Origin of the sequence: Pseudarthrobacter sp. PS3-L1 (genome assembly GCF_030063285.1) — a bacterium.
GTDB lineage: Bacteria > Actinomycetota > Actinomycetes > Actinomycetales > Micrococcaceae > Arthrobacter.
The window spans coordinates 220,789-237,611 of record NZ_JASISU010000003.1; the positions used below are offsets into that span (position 1 = coordinate 220,789).

16 protein-coding genes are annotated in these 16,823 nt (G+C 61.8%); 7 read left to right on the forward strand and 9 right to left on the reverse strand.

Annotated features, from left to right (window positions below):
• Positions 1-12: 12 nt before the first annotated feature.
• Positions 13-933, forward strand: coding sequence for a cation diffusion facilitator family transporter (locus QMG79_RS08885; protein WP_283538230.1), 921 nt, complete (start codon positions 13-15; stop codon positions 931-933).
• Between the two features lie 214 nt (positions 934-1,147).
• On the forward strand, positions 1,148-2,728 hold the full coding sequence (locus QMG79_RS08890; RefSeq protein WP_283538231.1) for a C40 family peptidase: 1,581 nt from the start codon (positions 1,148-1,150) through the stop codon (positions 2,726-2,728).
• Between the two features lie 5 nt (positions 2,729-2,733).
• On the opposite strand, the gene QMG79_RS08895 is transcribed toward QMG79_RS08890, so the two are convergent.
• Positions 2,734-3,771, reverse strand: coding sequence for a universal stress protein (locus QMG79_RS08895; RefSeq protein WP_283538232.1), 1,038 nt, complete (start codon positions 3,769-3,771; stop codon positions 2,734-2,736).
• 360 nt (positions 3,772-4,131) lie between these two features.
• Here QMG79_RS08895 and QMG79_RS08900 point away from each other — a divergent pair, with 360 nt between their 5' ends.
• On the forward strand, positions 4,132-4,743 hold the full coding sequence (locus tag QMG79_RS08900) for an NAD(P)-binding protein (protein WP_283538697.1): 612 nt from the start codon (positions 4,132-4,134) through the stop codon (positions 4,741-4,743).
• Positions 4,744-4,820: 77 nt separating this feature from the next.
• On the opposite strand, the gene QMG79_RS08905 is transcribed toward QMG79_RS08900, so the two are convergent.
• Positions 4,821-5,504, reverse strand: a complete 684-nt coding sequence (locus QMG79_RS08905) for a copper resistance CopC family protein (RefSeq protein WP_283538233.1) — start codon at positions 5,502-5,504, stop codon at positions 4,821-4,823.
• A 110-nt stretch (positions 5,505-5,614) separates the two neighbouring features.
• Here QMG79_RS08905 and QMG79_RS08910 point away from each other — a divergent pair, with 110 nt between their 5' ends.
• A complete protein-coding gene (locus QMG79_RS08910) occupies positions 5,615-7,054 on the forward strand; it encodes an NCS2 family permease (RefSeq protein ID WP_283538234.1) in 1,440 nt (479 codons plus the stop codon).
• Between the two features lie 50 nt (positions 7,055-7,104).
• Here QMG79_RS08910 and QMG79_RS08915 read toward each other — a convergent pair whose 3' ends face one another.
• Positions 7,105-7,917 (reverse strand): SDR family NAD(P)-dependent oxidoreductase, encoded by an 813-nt coding sequence (locus tag QMG79_RS08915; RefSeq protein WP_283538235.1) that lies wholly within the window; start codon positions 7,915-7,917, stop codon positions 7,105-7,107.
• A gap of 211 nt (positions 7,918-8,128) precedes the next feature.
• Here QMG79_RS08915 and hutG point away from each other — a divergent pair, with 211 nt between their 5' ends.
• Both hutG and QMG79_RS08925 read left to right on the forward strand, forming a co-directional pair.
• Complete coding sequence (hutG, locus tag QMG79_RS08920; protein ID WP_283538236.1) at positions 8,129-9,133, forward strand: formimidoylglutamase; 1,005 nt, start codon at positions 8,129-8,131, stop codon at positions 9,131-9,133.
• A 225-nt stretch (positions 9,134-9,358) separates the two neighbouring features.
• The gene (locus tag QMG79_RS08925) at positions 9,359-9,610 is read left to right on the forward strand and encodes a hypothetical protein (RefSeq protein WP_283538237.1); all 252 of its coding nucleotides are present in this window, start codon (positions 9,359-9,361) and stop codon (positions 9,608-9,610) included.
• A gap of 43 nt (positions 9,611-9,653) precedes the next feature.
• On the opposite strand, the gene QMG79_RS08930 is transcribed toward QMG79_RS08925, so the two are convergent.
• The 5 genes from QMG79_RS08930 to QMG79_RS08950 form a co-directional block, all read right to left on the reverse strand.
• Positions 9,654-9,893 (reverse strand): hypothetical protein, encoded by a 240-nt coding sequence (locus tag QMG79_RS08930; RefSeq protein ID WP_283538238.1) that lies wholly within the window; start codon positions 9,891-9,893, stop codon positions 9,654-9,656.
• A 164-nt stretch (positions 9,894-10,057) separates the two neighbouring features.
• Positions 10,058-11,683 carry a histidine ammonia-lyase gene (hutH, locus tag QMG79_RS08935; RefSeq protein ID WP_283538239.1) on the reverse strand — a complete coding sequence of 542 codons (1,626 nt, stop codon included), beginning with the start codon at positions 11,681-11,683 and terminating at the stop codon, positions 10,058-10,060.
• Positions 11,680-13,401, reverse strand: a complete 1,722-nt coding sequence (hutU, locus tag QMG79_RS08940) for a urocanate hydratase (RefSeq protein ID WP_283538240.1) — start codon at positions 13,399-13,401, stop codon at positions 11,680-11,682. The genes hutH and hutU overlap by 4 nt, the downstream gene beginning before the upstream one ends.
• 123 nt (positions 13,402-13,524) lie before the next feature.
• Positions 13,525-14,358: an IclR family transcriptional regulator gene (locus QMG79_RS08945; RefSeq protein ID WP_283538241.1), complete on the reverse strand. Its 834-nt coding sequence runs from the start codon at positions 14,356-14,358 to the stop codon at positions 13,525-13,527.
• A gap of 116 nt (positions 14,359-14,474) precedes the next feature.
• Positions 14,475-15,338 (reverse strand): SDR family oxidoreductase, encoded by an 864-nt coding sequence (locus QMG79_RS08950; RefSeq protein ID WP_283538242.1) that lies wholly within the window; start codon positions 15,336-15,338, stop codon positions 14,475-14,477.
• Positions 15,339-15,439: 101 nt separating this feature from the next.
• Between QMG79_RS08950 and QMG79_RS08955 the strand changes: the two genes are divergently transcribed.
• Entirely contained in the window at positions 15,440-15,859 is a 420-nt protein-coding gene (locus QMG79_RS08955; RefSeq protein ID WP_283538243.1) for a winged helix-turn-helix transcriptional regulator, read from the forward strand.
• On the opposite strand, the gene QMG79_RS08960 is transcribed toward QMG79_RS08955, so the two are convergent.
• A complete protein-coding gene (locus tag QMG79_RS08960; protein ID WP_283538244.1) occupies positions 15,842-16,792 on the reverse strand; it encodes a spermidine synthase in 951 nt (316 codons plus the stop codon). The genes QMG79_RS08955 and QMG79_RS08960 overlap by 18 nt on opposite strands.
• Between the last annotated feature and the right edge of the window lie 31 nt (positions 16,793-16,823).

The following is a 16,823-nucleotide window of genomic DNA, read 5'->3' on the forward strand; positions in this document are numbered from 1 at the left end:
TAACCTTGGCCCATGGGACATGACCACGACCATTCACACGGCCTGACGGCCACCGGAAAACACCGTAAGCGCCTCATCGCCGTGCTCGCCATCACCCTGGCTGTTGTAGGTATCCAGGTGGTGGGCGCGCTCCTTTCGGGGTCACTGGCACTCCTGGCCGACGCCGGGCACATGCTTTCCGACGCCGCAGGGGTTTCGATCGCACTCCTTGCCGCGTGGATTGCCACCCGCCCCGCCAATGATGCACGCACCTACGGCTACCAACGGGCAGAAGTGCTCGCGGCCTTGGCCAACGCCCTGATCCTGATCGTAATCGCCGTCGTGATCTTTATTGAGGCGATCCGGCGAATTGGTTCCACGCCGGAAGTACAGACTGACATCATGCTGTGGGCAGCCATCCTGGGCGCCGCAGCCAACCTTGTCTCCCTGCTGATCCTGCAGGGGGCGCAGAAAGAAAGCCTCAACGTTCGCGGTGCCTACCTGGAAGTGTTGGGCGACCTGCTCGGGTCATTCGCTGTCATTGTCGCCGCCATCATCATCATGGTCACCGGCTTCCAGGCGGCAGACACTATTGCGTCAGTCCTGATCGCCCTGATGATTCTGCCGCGGGCGTGGAGCCTGTTGCGCGATGTGGTGGATGTCCTGCTGGAGGCAACACCCAAGGGAGTGGACGTGCAGATGATTCGGGAACACATTCTCTCTGTTGATGGAGTGGTAGACGTCCACGACATACACATCTGGACCATTACCTCTGGAGTGCCCGTCTTCTCCGCCCATATTGTTGTCAACGACGCAGTGCTCAATGCCCACGGCGCAGATGAGGTTCTGGACAAACTTGGAACCTGCTTGGGCTCTCACTTCGATACCGAGCACTGCACATTCCAGTTAGAGCCGGCCAGCCACTCGGACCACGAAACCCACCAGCACGCGTGAGCGAACGTCCGCGCCCGGCCAGGCAGGCGGCACCGTTCCACCGAGCTGACGTGCGCGAACACAAGGAAATTACACCGATGTTGTTCGTGTGACCAGTGTTGCCAAAGTGACACGGGACCCGTAACCTCACTTGTGCCGGGATAGCTCAGCCTGCGCGGCCGAGGGCTGCCAAGGCTTCCTCGCTCCATGACGACAATCACAGCGAGGTTCCTGAATGTCCCTGACCGGATCTGGCCGAACAGCCACGGCCATCTGCTCTGCACTGATTGTTGTTGGCGGACTTGCGCTCCCGGCGCATGCGACCCCTGAAGCGCTCAAGCCAGGAATCCAGCTCCCCGCCGCTCCCACCGTTCCGTCAGCCGACGACATCTCAGCTGCCAAGTCGAGCGAATCCGCAACGGCGGCGCAGGTAACCGCAATCGAGCAACTCCTCGAGTCTGCGACCGACACGCAGCGGGCGAGCCTGACAACAGCCATGGGTGCCAACAACACCTACAGCGACGCCCTGGTGGAGCTGCAGAGCAGGCAGTCGGCAGCGGAGACCGCAGCTGTAAAGGCCGCCGCGGCGGAGGAACAGCACCAGAAAACGCGCAAACAGGTTGGCCAGCTTGCCGGGGACCTCTACCGCAACGGCGGCGTGAACCCTGCACTGGGAACATTCGTGGCTGGAAATGGCGAGATCCTGGAACGCGCCGCAACCCTCGAAGCGATTTCTACCAGCCGGTCCCGGGCTTTTGCGTCAGCCGAGACTGCTGCGGCTTCGTCAGAGTCGCTCACAGCTGCGGCAGAAGAGTCGCGGAAAGCCGCGGATGAAGCAGCAAAGACAGCAGAGGTCCGGCGAGGACAAGCTGAAGAAGCCAATGCTGCGCAGGAAAAGGCAGTATCGGAGGCACTCTCGCAACGGTCGATCCTGGTCGGCCAGCTTGCCTCCCTGAGGAACACGACGACGCAACTTGAATCCGCTCGCATCGACGGACTGGAAAAGAAGCGCGAGGAGGCCCGCCTTGCAGAGGTCCAAGCCAGCGCTGCGGAAGCGGCAGCTGCCGAGGCCACCGCGCAGGCAAGCGCTCAAGATGCTCGGGGGGGATCAGGCGGCAACGCACCCGGGCAGAACAGGCCCGCAGAGAATACCTCGGTTCAGAACGCGCCAGTTCAGAACGCACCAGTTCAGAACCAGCCCGCTCCAGGCCGCCCAGCAACAAGTACTCCCACCCCGGTACGTCCCCAGGCACCAGCACCTGCTCCGGCTCCCGTGCGGCCACAGGCAGCAGTCCCGGCTCGGCCACAGGCAGCAGTCCCGGCTCGGCCCCAGGCACCAGCACCTGCTCCGGCTCCCGCACCTGCACCCGCACCCGCACCCGCACCCGCACCTGCACCTGCACCTGCACCTGCACCTGCACCTGCACCTGCACCTGCACCGAGCGGATCCAACATGACAGCCATCAACGTGGCAATCAGCAAAACTGGCGCGCCGTTCTCCTACGAATGGGGAGGTACCGGGCCGTACGGCTTCGACTGCTCCGGCCTGGTCCAGACTGCCTTTTCGGCGGCCGGTAAGGCACTACCCCGCACCGCCGGACAGCAGTATGCTGCAGCCCCCACCCATGTGCCGATTTCACAGGTCCAGCCGGGCGACTTGGTGTTCTGGGGAGGAAGCCCCAACTTCAGCCACGTGGCAATCTACATTGGCAACGGTCAGGTGGTGCACGCCCTGAACCCCAGCCAGGGAATCCTGGTCAACCAGCTCAGCGCCATGTCAGCCATGGGCCTGCACCCCGTCGCGGCCCGCTACTGAATCACTCAGGCCATCCCCAGCAGGGGACCAAACGAACTTCTGTCGTCCATCCTGGGATCGTGGCGGTCCGGGACCACCATGATGGGGCATTTTGCGTGATGCAGCAGCCCATCGGAGGTTGATCCCAGCAGCATCCCGGCAAATCCACCGCGACCGCGCGTGCCCACAACGACAAGCTCCACATTTTTGGAGGCTGCTACCAAAACTTCCACCGGTGACCCGTCTGCAAGGACATATTCCACGGGCAACGACGGAAAGTGGCTCTTGAGCCAGTCCGCGCCGGCCTGGAGCTGAATCTTGATATCGGCAAAGAGGGCAGTTCGGTCCATCGGTGCGGGTACCCAGGCCATTGACCCGGTGTACTGCGGGACAGCACAGATAACCCGCAGGGAAGCGCCCAAGCGCTCCGCCTGTTCAGCAGCATCGAGAACAGCAACCCTGGCCTGTTCGGAACCATCCACGCCCACCACTACAACATTTTCGACCGTCTGGGGACCTTCTTTGGCCCGCTCAGCATTGATCTTGCGGTCCTCGGTGATCTCCCCGAGGCGGTCTGCACAGATCAGGGGAACTGTCACTGTGGGGCATTTTGAATGTGCGGGCAGCGCGCTGCTGACGGAACCCAGAAGCCTCCCAACGAATCCACCCCGGCCCCGGGTGCCGAAGACCAACAGCTCTGCGGAGGATGACATCTCAAGGAGAACTCCAGATGCGTCCCCGTTCTCAACGGACGCCTCAACGTCAATCTCGTAACTCGACACTTTCTCCATGGCCTGCCGGAGGATCTCTTCGGCGCCGTCTCGAATGACTGAATCGTCAACTGTGGCGTAACCGCCATCCAGTCCCGAGGCTGCAAAAATCGGGACTGAGTAGGCAGTGACGATGTGCAGGGGCCGCTCGCGTCGCTGTGCTTCACGCGCAGCCCACACGAGGGCGCATTGACCGTGCTCCGAACCATCCACTCCCACCACGATTCCCTGCTGACCGGAGGGGTTTGGCCCTGTACTGCCTGCTGGATCTGGCTGATGTTCCTGTGCGCCCATGGGAGCCGCCTCCTTGCGATGCCTGATGTTTGTGGCCATTCTGCCAGAAGGAGCAGCACCACGCGTCCACCAGCCAAAACACTTTCCGCTGGAGAACTAGTATTCGCCCGGTCCAGGAAGGTCCGCACTCGTCGAGACGAAGGTGCAAGAGAATGCCACGCGCTCTTCCGGACTCTCCGAAAGGGCTATCCCTTCCGGTAAATGTTCGATAGTGTTCGGAACATTGCGGGTCGGTAACGTTTCAATCCCAGAAGCGCCCGGCCACGGCAACCGCGCCCATACGTTGGGGTTTACAGGACGCGTATCGGCCCAGCTGCCGATACAACTGAGCCGCATAGGGAGGAACGCTACGTGTCACTCGTGTCTGCCACAGGCGCCACCGAACAGACCACCACCGTGATCATCGGGGCTGGGCTTTCCGGCCTCGCCGTGGCCACGGAGCTGCGACAACGCGGAGTGGACGCGATCGTTGTCGACGGACTCGGCGGAGGAGCCACCACGTCTCCGGTCACTGCCCCCCTGCAGCGCTGCGACGCTGCCGCGTCGGCCTCGCATGAAGAACGCGGAGAGATCCTTCGGCACCTGCGCAACTACGCAGCCAGCCACCAGCTGGACATCCGGCCAACAACACGTGCATTCCAACTCACCATGCGTTCAGAGGACTCCCCTGCTCCCCTCTGGGAGGTCCATACACCCACGGGGGTCCTGCTGGCCCACACCATAGTCCTGACGCGGTGTGCCCAAAGCCAGCTCCGTCGAATGCTCAGTGATTTTGGCGTAACTGTAGGACAGAACCTTGTGGCTGCCATGCGCGCCATAGGAATCTACCTCGTTGGCGTTGGAGACCTGGTGACCCCGAGCCCCAAGGACGTCCTCCGTCAGGCAAAAACGGTGTGCCAGGCAATTTCGAACAGCGCAGCACCGCTGCAGGTCAATGCAGGATTTTCCGGATCGGCGGAACTACGCGCGTAACCTCCCACCCGCCGGAAACCGCGTATTCCCGGACGTGTCGGCTCTACCAACACTAGGCTCTGCCTGCGTGTGTGGCCTCAGTCGTCCACATCAGCCGGGTCATCGTTGGACACCCGGAGCCGACGCCGTGCAGTAACGCCCAGCCCAATCAGCAACGCCAGTGCCACGACGGCAAAAATCACAATGCTCCATGGAAAAGGTTCCGAAGCATCTGCGGCCGGTTCAGCTGCTGTTGGAGTACCAGGCTCCTGGGTACCAGCGGTGGGGACAGTCGCAGCGGAAGCCGGAGCGGACGCAATCCCAGGAGAAGCCGACGTGGGAACCGTGCCGGCGCCAGGAGTTGCGTTGGCACTTGAGGTAGCTCCCGGCGTCGGGTCCTCCGCAGGACCGGTTACGGAGAAGTTGAATGTTCCCTGGATCCGGTGCCCGTCGGAACTGGCCACACCCCAGGTGACTGTGTACCGCTCAGCCGGAGCGTCGTCCTTAAGTTTCTGAGTCGCCACGTTGTCGACAATCTGGACATCGCCATCTGCCCAGTTCTGGCCCGTCGAATCCTCAACCGAAAAAACCGGGTTCAGGCCCAGTGGATTATTGTTAAACGTCACTGATACTTCTGCTGGCACAGCATCCAGGACCTTGTTGGTCTCTGGAGACGTGGACACCGCCGCGTCATGGGCGGAGGCAGGTGCTGCAACGGCCAGGCCGGCAGCGAAAAAGAGGGCGCCGAGGATGATGCTCAGCAGTGGACGAAGTGCACGCATGGGATTGCTTCCTTGTGTTGGCTTCCTTACAGACTAGGCGAAAGCGCGTGGGGCCTGCCCGCGGGCCTTCTATGATTCAATCTGATCCCACAACCCCACCCGGAGGACCAATGCTCAAGCAGGGCTCTGTACTTGACAGGTATTTCATGATTTCCGAGCGGGGATCAAACGTCTCCCGCGAGGTTCGCGGTGGGTTCGCCACCTTCTTCGCCATGAGCTACATAGTGGTTCTGAACCCGCTCATCCTTTCGGGTGCGGATTCGAACGGCGACACCCTTGGTTTCACTGCTGTAGCAGCCGTGACGGCATTTGTAGCCGGCATCCTGACAATTCTTATGGGCGCCTGGGCCAAGCATCCCTTCGCGCTGGCCACAGGCCTTGGCGTCAACGCTTTTGTGGCTGTCACTGTTGCAACCAACCCGGGCTTGACCTGGCCGGATGTGATGGGCCTGGTGGTACTGTCCGGCGTGACCATGCTGGTCCTGGTCCTCACCGGCTTTCGGACGGCCGTATTCAAGGCTGTTCCGGAAGGACTCAAAACGGCGATTGTTGTGGGCATTGGCCTCTTCATCGCGTTGATTGGCCTGGTAAACGCCGGGTTTGTGCGCCGCGTACCTGACGTGGCCGGAACCACCGTGCCCGTGGGGCTGGGCTTCGACGGCAAACTCCTGGGTTGGCCCACCGCGGTATTCATTTTTGGCCTGATCCTCACCATCTCCCTGGTGATCCGCAAGGTCAAGGGCGCAATCCTGATCGGGATTGTCACATCGACCATCATTTCCGTCATCCTTGAAATGACACTCAAGATTGGGCCCAGTGTTTCCGGAGATACTTTCAATCCGCAGGGCTGGTCACTTGTTGCTCCGGCTTTCAGCGGCTGGGCGGCCCCTGACCTCTCCCTGATCGGTAAGGCCAACATCTTCGGCGCTTTTGGCCATCTCGGCTTTATCGGGGCCACCCTGCTGGCATTCGTGATCCTGCTCAGCATCTTCTTTGACGCCATGGGCACCATGGTCGGCCTGGCTACCGAGGCGGGAAGCATCGACAAGGATGGCAATATTCCCAACGTGGACCGGGTACTTCAGGTTGACGCACTTGGAGCCATTATTGGCGGCGGCGCGTCAGTATCCTCAAACCAGATCTACGTCGAAGCCGGCGCTGGTATTGGTGAAGGCGCCCGGACGGGCCTGGCATCAATTGTCACGGGCCTGCTGTTCCTTGTGGCCATGTTCTTCACTCCCCTGATTAACCTTGTACCCTTCGAGGCAGTTGCCCCTGCACTTGTGGTGGTGGGCTTCATGATGGTCGCCCAGGTAGGAAAGATCGACTGGCAGGACTGGGGCGTGGCTATTCCGGCGTTCCTGACGTTCACGCTCATGCCGTTCACCTACTCGATCGCCAACGGCCTCGGCGCTGGGTTCATCAGCTTTGTCATCATCCGCACCGTGCAGGGCCGTGCCAAGGAAATCCATCCCCTGATGTGGACAGTTGCCGGAGCCTTCCTGCTGTTCTTCGCTGTCGGGCCCATCGAGGCTGCACTGGGCATGTAGAGGACTACCAACGTGAAAACCCCCGGTCGTAGCGACCGGGGGTTTTCTCGCTACATGCTGCGATGGTCCCTGACGGACGCTTCCAGCTTCTCAAGCCCCGGAACCATTGACGCATCTACAGCCATTGGGTCCTCAACGTTGAGACGCTGCATTTCCCGACGGCTTTCTGGCGCGGTATTGATTTCGTGTTTGCCAGCAGCAAGCCCGGCCATCAGGTCAGTGATCACGCCGTCCAAAGTGCGGCGCTCCCAGCCCTGATCCGCACCGGCATTCTGCGTAGACATCATGGCCGTGTCGGTAGCTCCTGGGTAGACGGTTGCAACATGGACGCCCGTACCGTGCAGTTCCCGCCGCAGCGATTCACCAAAACGGGCCAGGCCTGCTTTCGTTGCGGCGTATACGGCGTAGAACGGCATGCCCACGAGGGCAATCCCGCTGGAAATGTTCAGCACAATACTTCCCCTTGCCCCAGCGCTTTCGCGGAGCTTTGGAAGCAGGGCACGAGTGAGAAGCAGCGGGGCGGTGAGATTCAGGTCGATCATTGATCGGATCTCTTCCTCGCTGGAGAGTTCAAGGCGCCCGGCCCGGACGTTTCCGGCGTTGTTCACCAGCAAGTCCACTGCATCCCACGATCCGATCGCCGCAACGACCTCGTCCACGGCGTCCTTAGCACTCAGATCCTGGACCAATATCTCGGCAGTTCCACCGGCTCTCTGCACCAGTGCTGCCGTGCGCTCCAGCGTTGCCGCCGTTCGGCCCACGAGCAACAGGTGAGCCCCCTGGGCGGCAAATTCGAGTGCCAGCGCCTGGCCGATTCCCTGGCCTGCCCCGGTAATGATTCCTCGACGGTTTGCAAGATCCATGGTCCATTCCTTTCACGTCCAAAAGCCCCGGCCCAGCGAGCTCGCTCGAGTCCGGGTGGTTCGACTGGCTCAACGTGGGCCAGACCCTCACTATTCCTGCGATGCATTCCAGCACGCAGGAGAAAACGGACCACCGCCCTGGTCTGGCATGACAGACAGCCCCGCCCGGAACTCCCTGACAGCGGAGGCCATGATCTGGTGAGCTTGGACCATGTCTTCTGACGCCGCGCCCCCAGGACCCGTTGACCGACAACCTGCCCCGTGGACAGGCTGGCACGACGGCGATGACCCGTCACACACGCGCTGGTGGCAGGGCGTCCACCTCCTGGCCGAAGCACCCTCGCACCAACCGTCCAGGGATGATTCACCCCCGTTCGAACTCCTTCCTTCCAGCGTGCGTCCGGTGGTTTTTCTCGGCTTTGCCAGTGATGCCGGGGTCCTCCGGAACCAGGGCCGCCCAGGCGCGGCGTCAGGGCCCCAGGCCATCCGCTCAGCGCTCGCACCCCTGGCATTCCACCTGAACCGGGAAGTCAAGGACGCTGGCGACATTGTGGTGGAAGGGGATGGTGACCTTGAAGCTGGCCAGTCCCGCGCCGGGACCGCCATCAGTCACTTCGTGGATTCAGGTCATCTGTGCGTAGTCTTGGGCGGCGGCCATGAAACGGCTTACGCCAGCTACCTGGGCCTGGCCGGTACAGCGGCCGTGCGAGACGGTCAACGGCTCGGGGTACTCAACCTCGACGCCCATTTTGACCTCCGTCAGGACGTCCGCCCTACCAGCGGAACACCATTTTTGCAGATGGCAAAGTCCGAGGCGGCAGTGGGACGAACCCTTGAGTACGCCGTCCTGGGGATTTCAGAACCAAGCAATACCCGTGCGCTGTTCCAAACTGCGCAGGAACTTGGCGTCGCATTCCTCCTGGACGAGGACTGCACGGCAGAGGCCGCACACTCATTTGTGGCGGATTTCCTGTCCCGTATCGACGTTCTCTACCTGACCATTGACCTGGATGTCCTGCCATCGGCTGTGGCGCCAGGCGTCAGCGCGCCCGCCGCATTCGGCGTTCCACTGGCGATCATCAGCGCACTTTGCCGTCAGGTCGCGGCAAGTGGCAAGCTGTTTCACGCCGACGTGGCAGAGCTGAACCCGACGCTGGATGCGGATTCCAGGACGGCAAGGGTAGCAGCACGACTGATTGCGACCCTGCTGCGCTGACTTGTTCGTTTTCTGATCACAACTGGTAGGTATTGTGTGATTGGGCTCACTGATGAGACCATTGTCTCGGAATGCGTTGTCCAGACGTCCCACCAGTGCTGACGTTTGGACCGCGGCCTCTTCCGGCGTCAGGGGGGACAGCCAAGGGGCCGGTCATTTTTAGAACGGTTCCGACCGGCAATTACACTTGTTCAGGCTCTTAGGCCGCTCAAAAGAAAGAATCCAATGACCACTGCAATTCTGGATAGCCCCCTGGCATCCACCCAGTCCGTCTCAGCGGGCTCCGCACTTCACCTAGTCTTTGATGCAGCGAGCAAGATCCACGATGGACTGGACCAGGCCGTTTCAGACCTCATGGTCCCGGCCCGCGAGGCGGGCAGTGGCATTTTGGTGACGCGCACCAGCCCCGGACATTACACAGTCGCCGTGGACTCCAGCGTTCCCTTTGGCCAGGTCCAGGAAGACATCGCCGCCTGAGTCACAGATACAAGGGGCTGGCTACTTGGGTCCACCAGGTTCCCTAGGGGATCTTCCTGATGACGATGCCGTCTGATTTTGTGAAGTGCGGATTGTCGGTCTGGCCGTCAGCAACAAGCCAGATAACATTGCCGCTCTGCGAGACTTCCTCAACCTCACCCGTAGCGACAGTCTGTGCGTGCTTGGCGATTTCCACCTGGTCACCTGGACGTAACACCGTCCAGTCAGCGTCAGCTGCAGATGTGGAACCGCGCCTGGACAACAATGTCCCGCGTGCTTTCATGTGAACAAATACCCCTTTGTAAAGGTTCGAAAGATCCCAGCATCATTGATGGGATCCCTGCTGCGATCTTCTTTGTACTACAGAACACACCGGGAGTCCGGGCAGGACGCGCTAAATTTTTCCAGCCTGCCCGCCGCTCCCCAGCACCGAAGATTCTTCGTCGGTCACGCGAGTTTTCCGACAGCCAGTTCGACGGCGTCGAGGACCTCACCAGATCTGACCATCTGGTCTGCCATTTCCAGCTCTGGTGAAAGGAATCGGTCTGCTCCCGGACCTTCCACGGATTCGCGAAGGGCACGTATCGCAGCGGCACCAGCTGGCCCAGGAGTCAGCGTGCCGTCCGAAAGCTGGCAGCGGATATCGATGGCCCGCGCAGCGGTAACCAGCTCGATGGCAAGAACCCTGCGCAGGTTCTCGACTCCCTTCCGCAGTTTCCTGGCAGCATGCCAGCCCATGGAGACGTGGTCCTCCTGCATGGCCGAGCTAGGAATCGAATCGACGGATGCCGGCACTGCGAGGCGCTTGTTGTCCGAGACCAGACCGGCCTGTGTGTACTGGGCAATCATCAGTCCAGAATCAACGCCAGGATCGGACGCCAGGAACGCTGGCAAGCCGTGGGACCGCGCTGGGTCCAGCATCCGGTCTGTGCGCCGCTCGGCGATGGAGCTCACATCTACGACAACAATGGCCAAAAAGTCGAGGACATAGGCCACGGGTGCTCCATGGAAGTTGCCGTTGGACAGGACGCGCCCATCGGGCAGGACAACCGGGTTGTCGATTGCAGCAGCAAGCTCGCGGGAAGCAACCATGGCTGCGTGGTCCACCGTGTCCCTGGCCGCGCCAGCGACCTGCGGTGCGCAACGCAGCGAATAGGCGTCCTGGACTTTGGTGTCATTGACCCGATGTGAGGCAACGATTGCTGAATTGGCGAGCACCCGCAGCATGTTGTCTGCGGCGGCCGCCTGCCCTGGATGTGGCCTCAGTGCGGCGTGCAACTCCGGCACGAACACCTGATCGGTGCCCAGCAGCGCCTCAACGCTGAGCGCGGCGGTGACGTCCGCCGTCGTCAGTAGTTTCCGGAGGTCGGCGATGGCCATGAGCAGCATGCCGAGCATCCCCTCGGTGCCGTTCACCAGGGCCAGGCCCTCTTTTTCGGCGAGCGTCACCGGCACAATCCCGTGATCTGACAGCAGTTCGGTCACGGATCGCTGGCCGCGACCGCCGCAGAGCTCACCGTCGGGTCCTTCCGCTTCGCCCTCCCCCATCAGAACAAGGGCGCAGTGCGAGAGTGGTGCGAGGTCACCGGAGCAGCCCAGAGACCCAAATTCGCGCACCACCGGTGTGATTCCTGCGTTGAGCACAGCCACCATGGTCTCCAGCACCACTGGCCGAACCCCAGTCCGGCCCGAAGCAAGTGTCTTGGCACGCAGGAACATCAGGGCTCGCACCACCTCGCGCTCCACTGCGGGCCCCATGCCGGCGGCGTGGCTCCGGATCAGCGATTTCTGCAGTTGCGTGCGCAGTTCAGCAGGTATGTGGCGGTTGGCCAAAGCACCGAACCCTGTGGAAATTCCGTAGGCGGGAACCTCGCTGGCCGCCAGGGTGTCGATGTGTTCGCGGACACGGGCGACGCCGTCCAGCGCCTCCTCGCTGATTCTCACGGTGGCGCCGTGGCGGGCGACGGCGAGCGTATCTTCTGGCGTGACGCCTGCTGAACCGAGGATGACAGTGGGGGCTCTGCCCGACGTGCTGGCGGTGGAGTCCTGGGCGTGCGTGGGAATAAGCGTCATGATTGGTTACTTTCCGGGGCGGCGGTGGCGGTGGGCATGGGGATGAGGACGCCACGTTCGGCGGCGACCTCAAGGGCCCTGTCATAGCCAGCGTCAGCATGGCGAATGACTCCCATTCCAGGGTCATTGGTCAAAAGGCGTTCGAGCTTCTGGGCCGCAAGGTCAGTGCCATCAGCCACGGATACCTGGCCAGCATGGATGGACCTGCCGATCCCCACGCCACCGCCGTGATGGAGCGATACCCAGGTGGCACCGGAGGCCGTGTTGAGCAGCGCATTGAGAATAGGCCAGTCAGCAATGGCGTCGGAGCCGTCAGCCATGGACTCTGTCTCACGGTAGGGGGACGCCACGGAGCCGGAGTCCAGGTGGTCGCGGCCGATGACGATAGGAGCTTTCACCTTCCCGTCGCGGACCAGCTGATTGAACAGCAGGCCTGCCTTGGCGCGATCGCCGTAGCCGAGCCAGCAGATCCTGGCCGGAAGCCCCTCGAACTCGACCCTGTCCGCTGCGGCATCCAGCCAACGATGCAGATGCCTGTTCTCCGGAAATAGGTCCTTGATTGCCCGATCTGTAACAGCAATATCTTCCGGATCGCCGGACAGCGCGACCCATCGGAAAGGACCCATTCCCTCGCAGAACATTGGCCGGATGTAGGCGGGAACAAAACCAGGGAACCTGAACGCGTGAGGGTATCCGCCCTGCCGGGCCTCATCTCGGATGGAATTGCCATAGTCAAAGACTTCCGCCCCGGCATCCTGGAATTCGACCATGGCCTGGACGTGGCGGGCCATGGATGCCTGCGCCTTTTTGGTGAATCCCACAGGATCAGCCGCAGCTTCGCGTGGCCATTCCTCGACAGTGATGCCTTCGGGGAGGTAGCTCAGTGGATCATGCGCTGAGGTCTGGTCGGTGACGATATCGACTGTGACTTCACCTGCCCTGTGGCGCCGCAGAATCTCCGGAAAAACTTCTGCCGCATTTCCCACATACCCTACCGACCATCCGCGGCCCTCGTCCTTGGCTTTCTGAGCCTTCGCCAGCGCAGTGTCCAGATCCGTTTCCACCTCATCGAGGTACCGTTTGCCCACCCGGCGGCGAAGCCGGGATTCGTCGACGTCGACAATCAGGCAAGCCCCGTTATTGAGGGTGACGGCCAGCGGCTGGGCGCCACCCATTCCGCCGCATCCGCCAGTCAGGGTCAAGGTGCCAGCCAGTGTGCCGTCCTCGGTCCCGGTCAGTTTGCGGGCAATCGCGGCAAAGGTCTCAAAAGTACCCTGCAGGATTCCCTGCGTACCTATATAGATCCACGAGCCAGCCGTCATCTGCCCATACATCAGCAGGCCCTCAGCCTCGAGACGGCGGAATTCCGGCCACGTGGCCCAGTCCCCCACCAGGTTCGAGTTGGCCAGGAGTACCCGGGGAGCCCATTCATTGGTCCTGAACACACCCACCGGCTTACCGGACTGGACCAGCAGCGTCTCATCGGATTCGAGCGTTTTCAGGATCTCCGTAATTGCATCGAAGGCGGCCCAGCTTCGAACAGCCCGTCCCGTGCCACCGTAGACCACCAGGTCATCGGGGCGCTCGGCCACCTCTGGATCCAGGTTGTTCATCAGCATCCGCAGGGGAGCCTCTGTCTGCCAGGATTTTGCGCTCAGTGTGGTGCCCCGGGCTGCTTTGACCGGGCGGGCACCGGTGGTGAAATCGGCGGGTGCCATGGTGGCTCCTTTGGGTGTGGAAGGGTGTGGAAATCTCCTTCCTCCACTAAAGCCGCTGATGCTCAGGACCTGTAGGTCACACGGGGTGGAACTGTCCGTAATCCCAGACTCCCGGCCGGGGCACTAGTGGGTGAGTGTACTGGCAGGCCTTCCATACAAGCGGGAGGAGAGCTCATCGGCGGCCTTCTGAACCCTGGCCGCAAGCACGGGCCACTGCTCCACTGGCACCTTTTCCTCCAGGAAGGTTACGGCCACGGCAGCCGTGGGCCAGCCCGAATGATCCGTCACAGCCGCAGCAATGGAGCCAAACCCCGGGGTCACCTCACCGTGCTCGGTTGCGTACCCGCGCTGTCGGACCTGGTCAAGGTGCGAAGACAACGCCGAATACTTCATGATGGCGCCCTCCACATAATGGCGGGCAGTGAACGCTTCCGCGTTGGGATACAGCGCACGTGCCTGTGACTTCGGGAGGGATGCCAAGATGGCCCTGCCACTCGCCGTGAGGTGGCTGGGAAGGCGGACGCCGACGTCGGTCACCAGTGACGGGCGATTTTTGGCCCGGTCCTCCACGATATAAAGCACGTCGCGGCCATGCAGAACAGCCAGGTGGGCGCTCTCACCGACCGCATCTACCAGGGAAGCAAGCAGTGGACGCCCCAACCGGGACAGCGGCTCCTGGCGTGAATATGCCGAACTAAGCTCAAAGGCACTGATACCCAGTCCGTATCGCTGCTCCTCGTGCAGATGCAGGACAAATCCGCTGGCTTCCATGACGCCCAGGAGGTGATAGACGCTGGAGCGGGGCAGGCCCAGCGACGTTGCGATGCTGGACGCTGCCATCGGCCCACGCCTTGACGCCAACAGCTTGAGTATCCGGAGGGTATTCTCGGCCGCAGGAACCTTCGAAGCCAGTTTCGGCGCGGCAGGCGCTTCAGGGATGGGGTTCACCGGAGTCATGCCATCATCGAACCACGGCATAGTCTGGGATTCCAGATGCGCCACACATTTTCCCGCGGGGCTGGAAAAGCGAGACACCGCTCCCTCCGAAAACGGCGCCTCGCTGCCCCGTATGGCTAGAGTGCCGCGTGCGCCGCACGGACTGCGTCGGCCATTGTGGTGGTGGGCCGGCCTATGAGATCGGAGAGTTGGGTACCGTCCACGAAGAGGTCACCGCGGGCGATTCCACGATCAGAGTCCGCAAGGATGTCAGCGAAAGCTTCCGGAACTCCGGCGCCCTTAAGGAGGCTGCTGAAGTCTGCAGCGGGAAGATCGTTGTAGGCAACGGTGGTGCCAGATACGTCACTGATTGTGGCAGCAAGTTCTGCCATCGAGAAAGCAGTATCTCCGCCAAGCTCATACACGGCCCCGGCCTGGTTGTCAGCAACTAGGACAGCTGCTGCAGCCGTTGCGAAATCAGCACGTGTGGCAGCGCTGACTTTGCCTTCGCCGGCGCTTCCAGCCATGGCGCCCTGGGCCAGGGTGCCAGCGAGCTGCTCGGTGTAGTTCTCCAGGTACCAGCCGTTGCGCAGGATGACGGCGGGGAGGCCGGAGTTCTCAATCAACCCCTCGGTGGCCTGGTGCTCTGCAGCAAGCGTCATGGCCGTGGTTCCAGCGTTCGCGATGCTTGTGTAGGCGAACAGCTCCACCCCTTCGGCCTTGGCCGCATCAATGACCGCCCGGTGTTGAGCCAGTCGCTTGCCTACCTCGCTACTGGAGATCAACAGCACTTTGCTGGCGCCCTTGAGCGCCGCAGCAACTGTTGCGGCGTCGTCGTAATCCATGGCCCTGACCTCGACACCACGTTCGGCCAGGGTGGCGAGCTTCTCCGCTGAACGTCCTAGGGCGACAATTTGGCCTGCAGCGACGCCTCGGTCCAAAAGTTCAGCAATCACGTGCTGTCCCAGCTGACCGGTTGCTCCGGTGATGACGATGCTCATTGGTTTTCCTTCCAGAGAAGTGATGCTGTCCTTCATGCAAACAGCTCATCCGGGAAGATACTTCCCACGGGAGAGTACGCACTTTGAAGTAAGGTACTACCATGAAAGTAAGCACGTATTCCACCCTCCGCCCGGGCGCCATGTTTCCGGCTGGCTGCTCCAGCCGCACGCTTCTTGACCACGTCACCAGCAAGTGGGGAGTATTGATCCTGGTGGCCCTGTCCGAGGGGCCGCACAGGTGGAGCGGTCTTCGGCAACGGGCGGAAGGCATCAGTGAGAAGATGCTGGCCCAGACCCTGAAGATCCTGGAACGCGATGGCCTGGTCCACCGCGAACAACAGCCCGTCATTCCTCCGCGCGTGGACTACAGCCTGACTGCAAAGGGCCATGAACTTACGGCCCTTTTGCTGCCGCTGTTCGGGTGGACCCTGGACAACGCCGAGGAAATCATTGGACACCAACAAGTACAGGCTGCCACCCTCAACGGCCGCCTGGAAAATCCGTCAGTCGCCAGCGCCTAGGGTTTCAGCACCAGCGCCAATCCCTGCTGGCGCAGCAATCGGGTCATGGCGAACGGACCCGCCCGCGGCGAATGTCCTGACCTGGGCATCGTGCCAGATGTGCGCAGGAACCGCGCCCCCCAGCAGGCGCCGGGCCAGTGCAGGATCGTTGTCGAAAGGCAGGTCTGATCCAGCCATGATCATGTTGCCGTAGCGCCTTCCCTTCAGCATGGCCGGGTCCGCGATAATAATGGCGTGTGCAAAGGATGCCGCAATGCCCGCGGCATCCTCCCGGGCATTTTTCAGGTCTGGGGCATCTCCGGAGTTCACGACGTAGATGCCCCCCGGAGCCAGCACGGCCTTCGCATGGGCGTTGAACTCCAACGTTGTCAGCGGCCGCGGTGTGAGGGAACCAGCAAAAACGTCCCGGATGATGAAGTCACGGGTATCTGGGGTCAGCGCCTCCGTGACAGCGCGGGCCTCGCCCACCCGAATCCGCATCAGCGGTGCCTTGGGCAGATCGAACCAGCCACGGACGTAATCGGCCAGCTTTCCGTCGAGTTCCACCACTACCTGGCGGGCGTCCGGATAGGACGCATTGAAGTATCTGGCCAATGAGCATGCTCCGCCGCCAAGGTGCAGCCCGCGGAGTTTGGGTTTAGTTTCCGGAGCCCAGCGCGACTCAATCAATGCAGCTACCCAGCGCATGTATTCGAAGTCAAGGAATAGCGGATCTGCCAGGTCAATGTGCGAGCTCATGACGCCGTTGATTTTAAGCAGCCAGCCCGTGGAATTGTCCTGGTCCGCGATCAGCTCACAGTCGCCGGTGTCAACGTAGTAGATACCCTCCACGGGGCCGTCCGGACGGCTACCTTTCGGCACCTCCACAACTCCCGACGTCGGCCGGTTCCGATTCCCTTTTGCGCCGCGTCCGCCGCGTTCACCCTTCGCCATCAGACCCGCACCGCGCTCACCATAGGTTCAA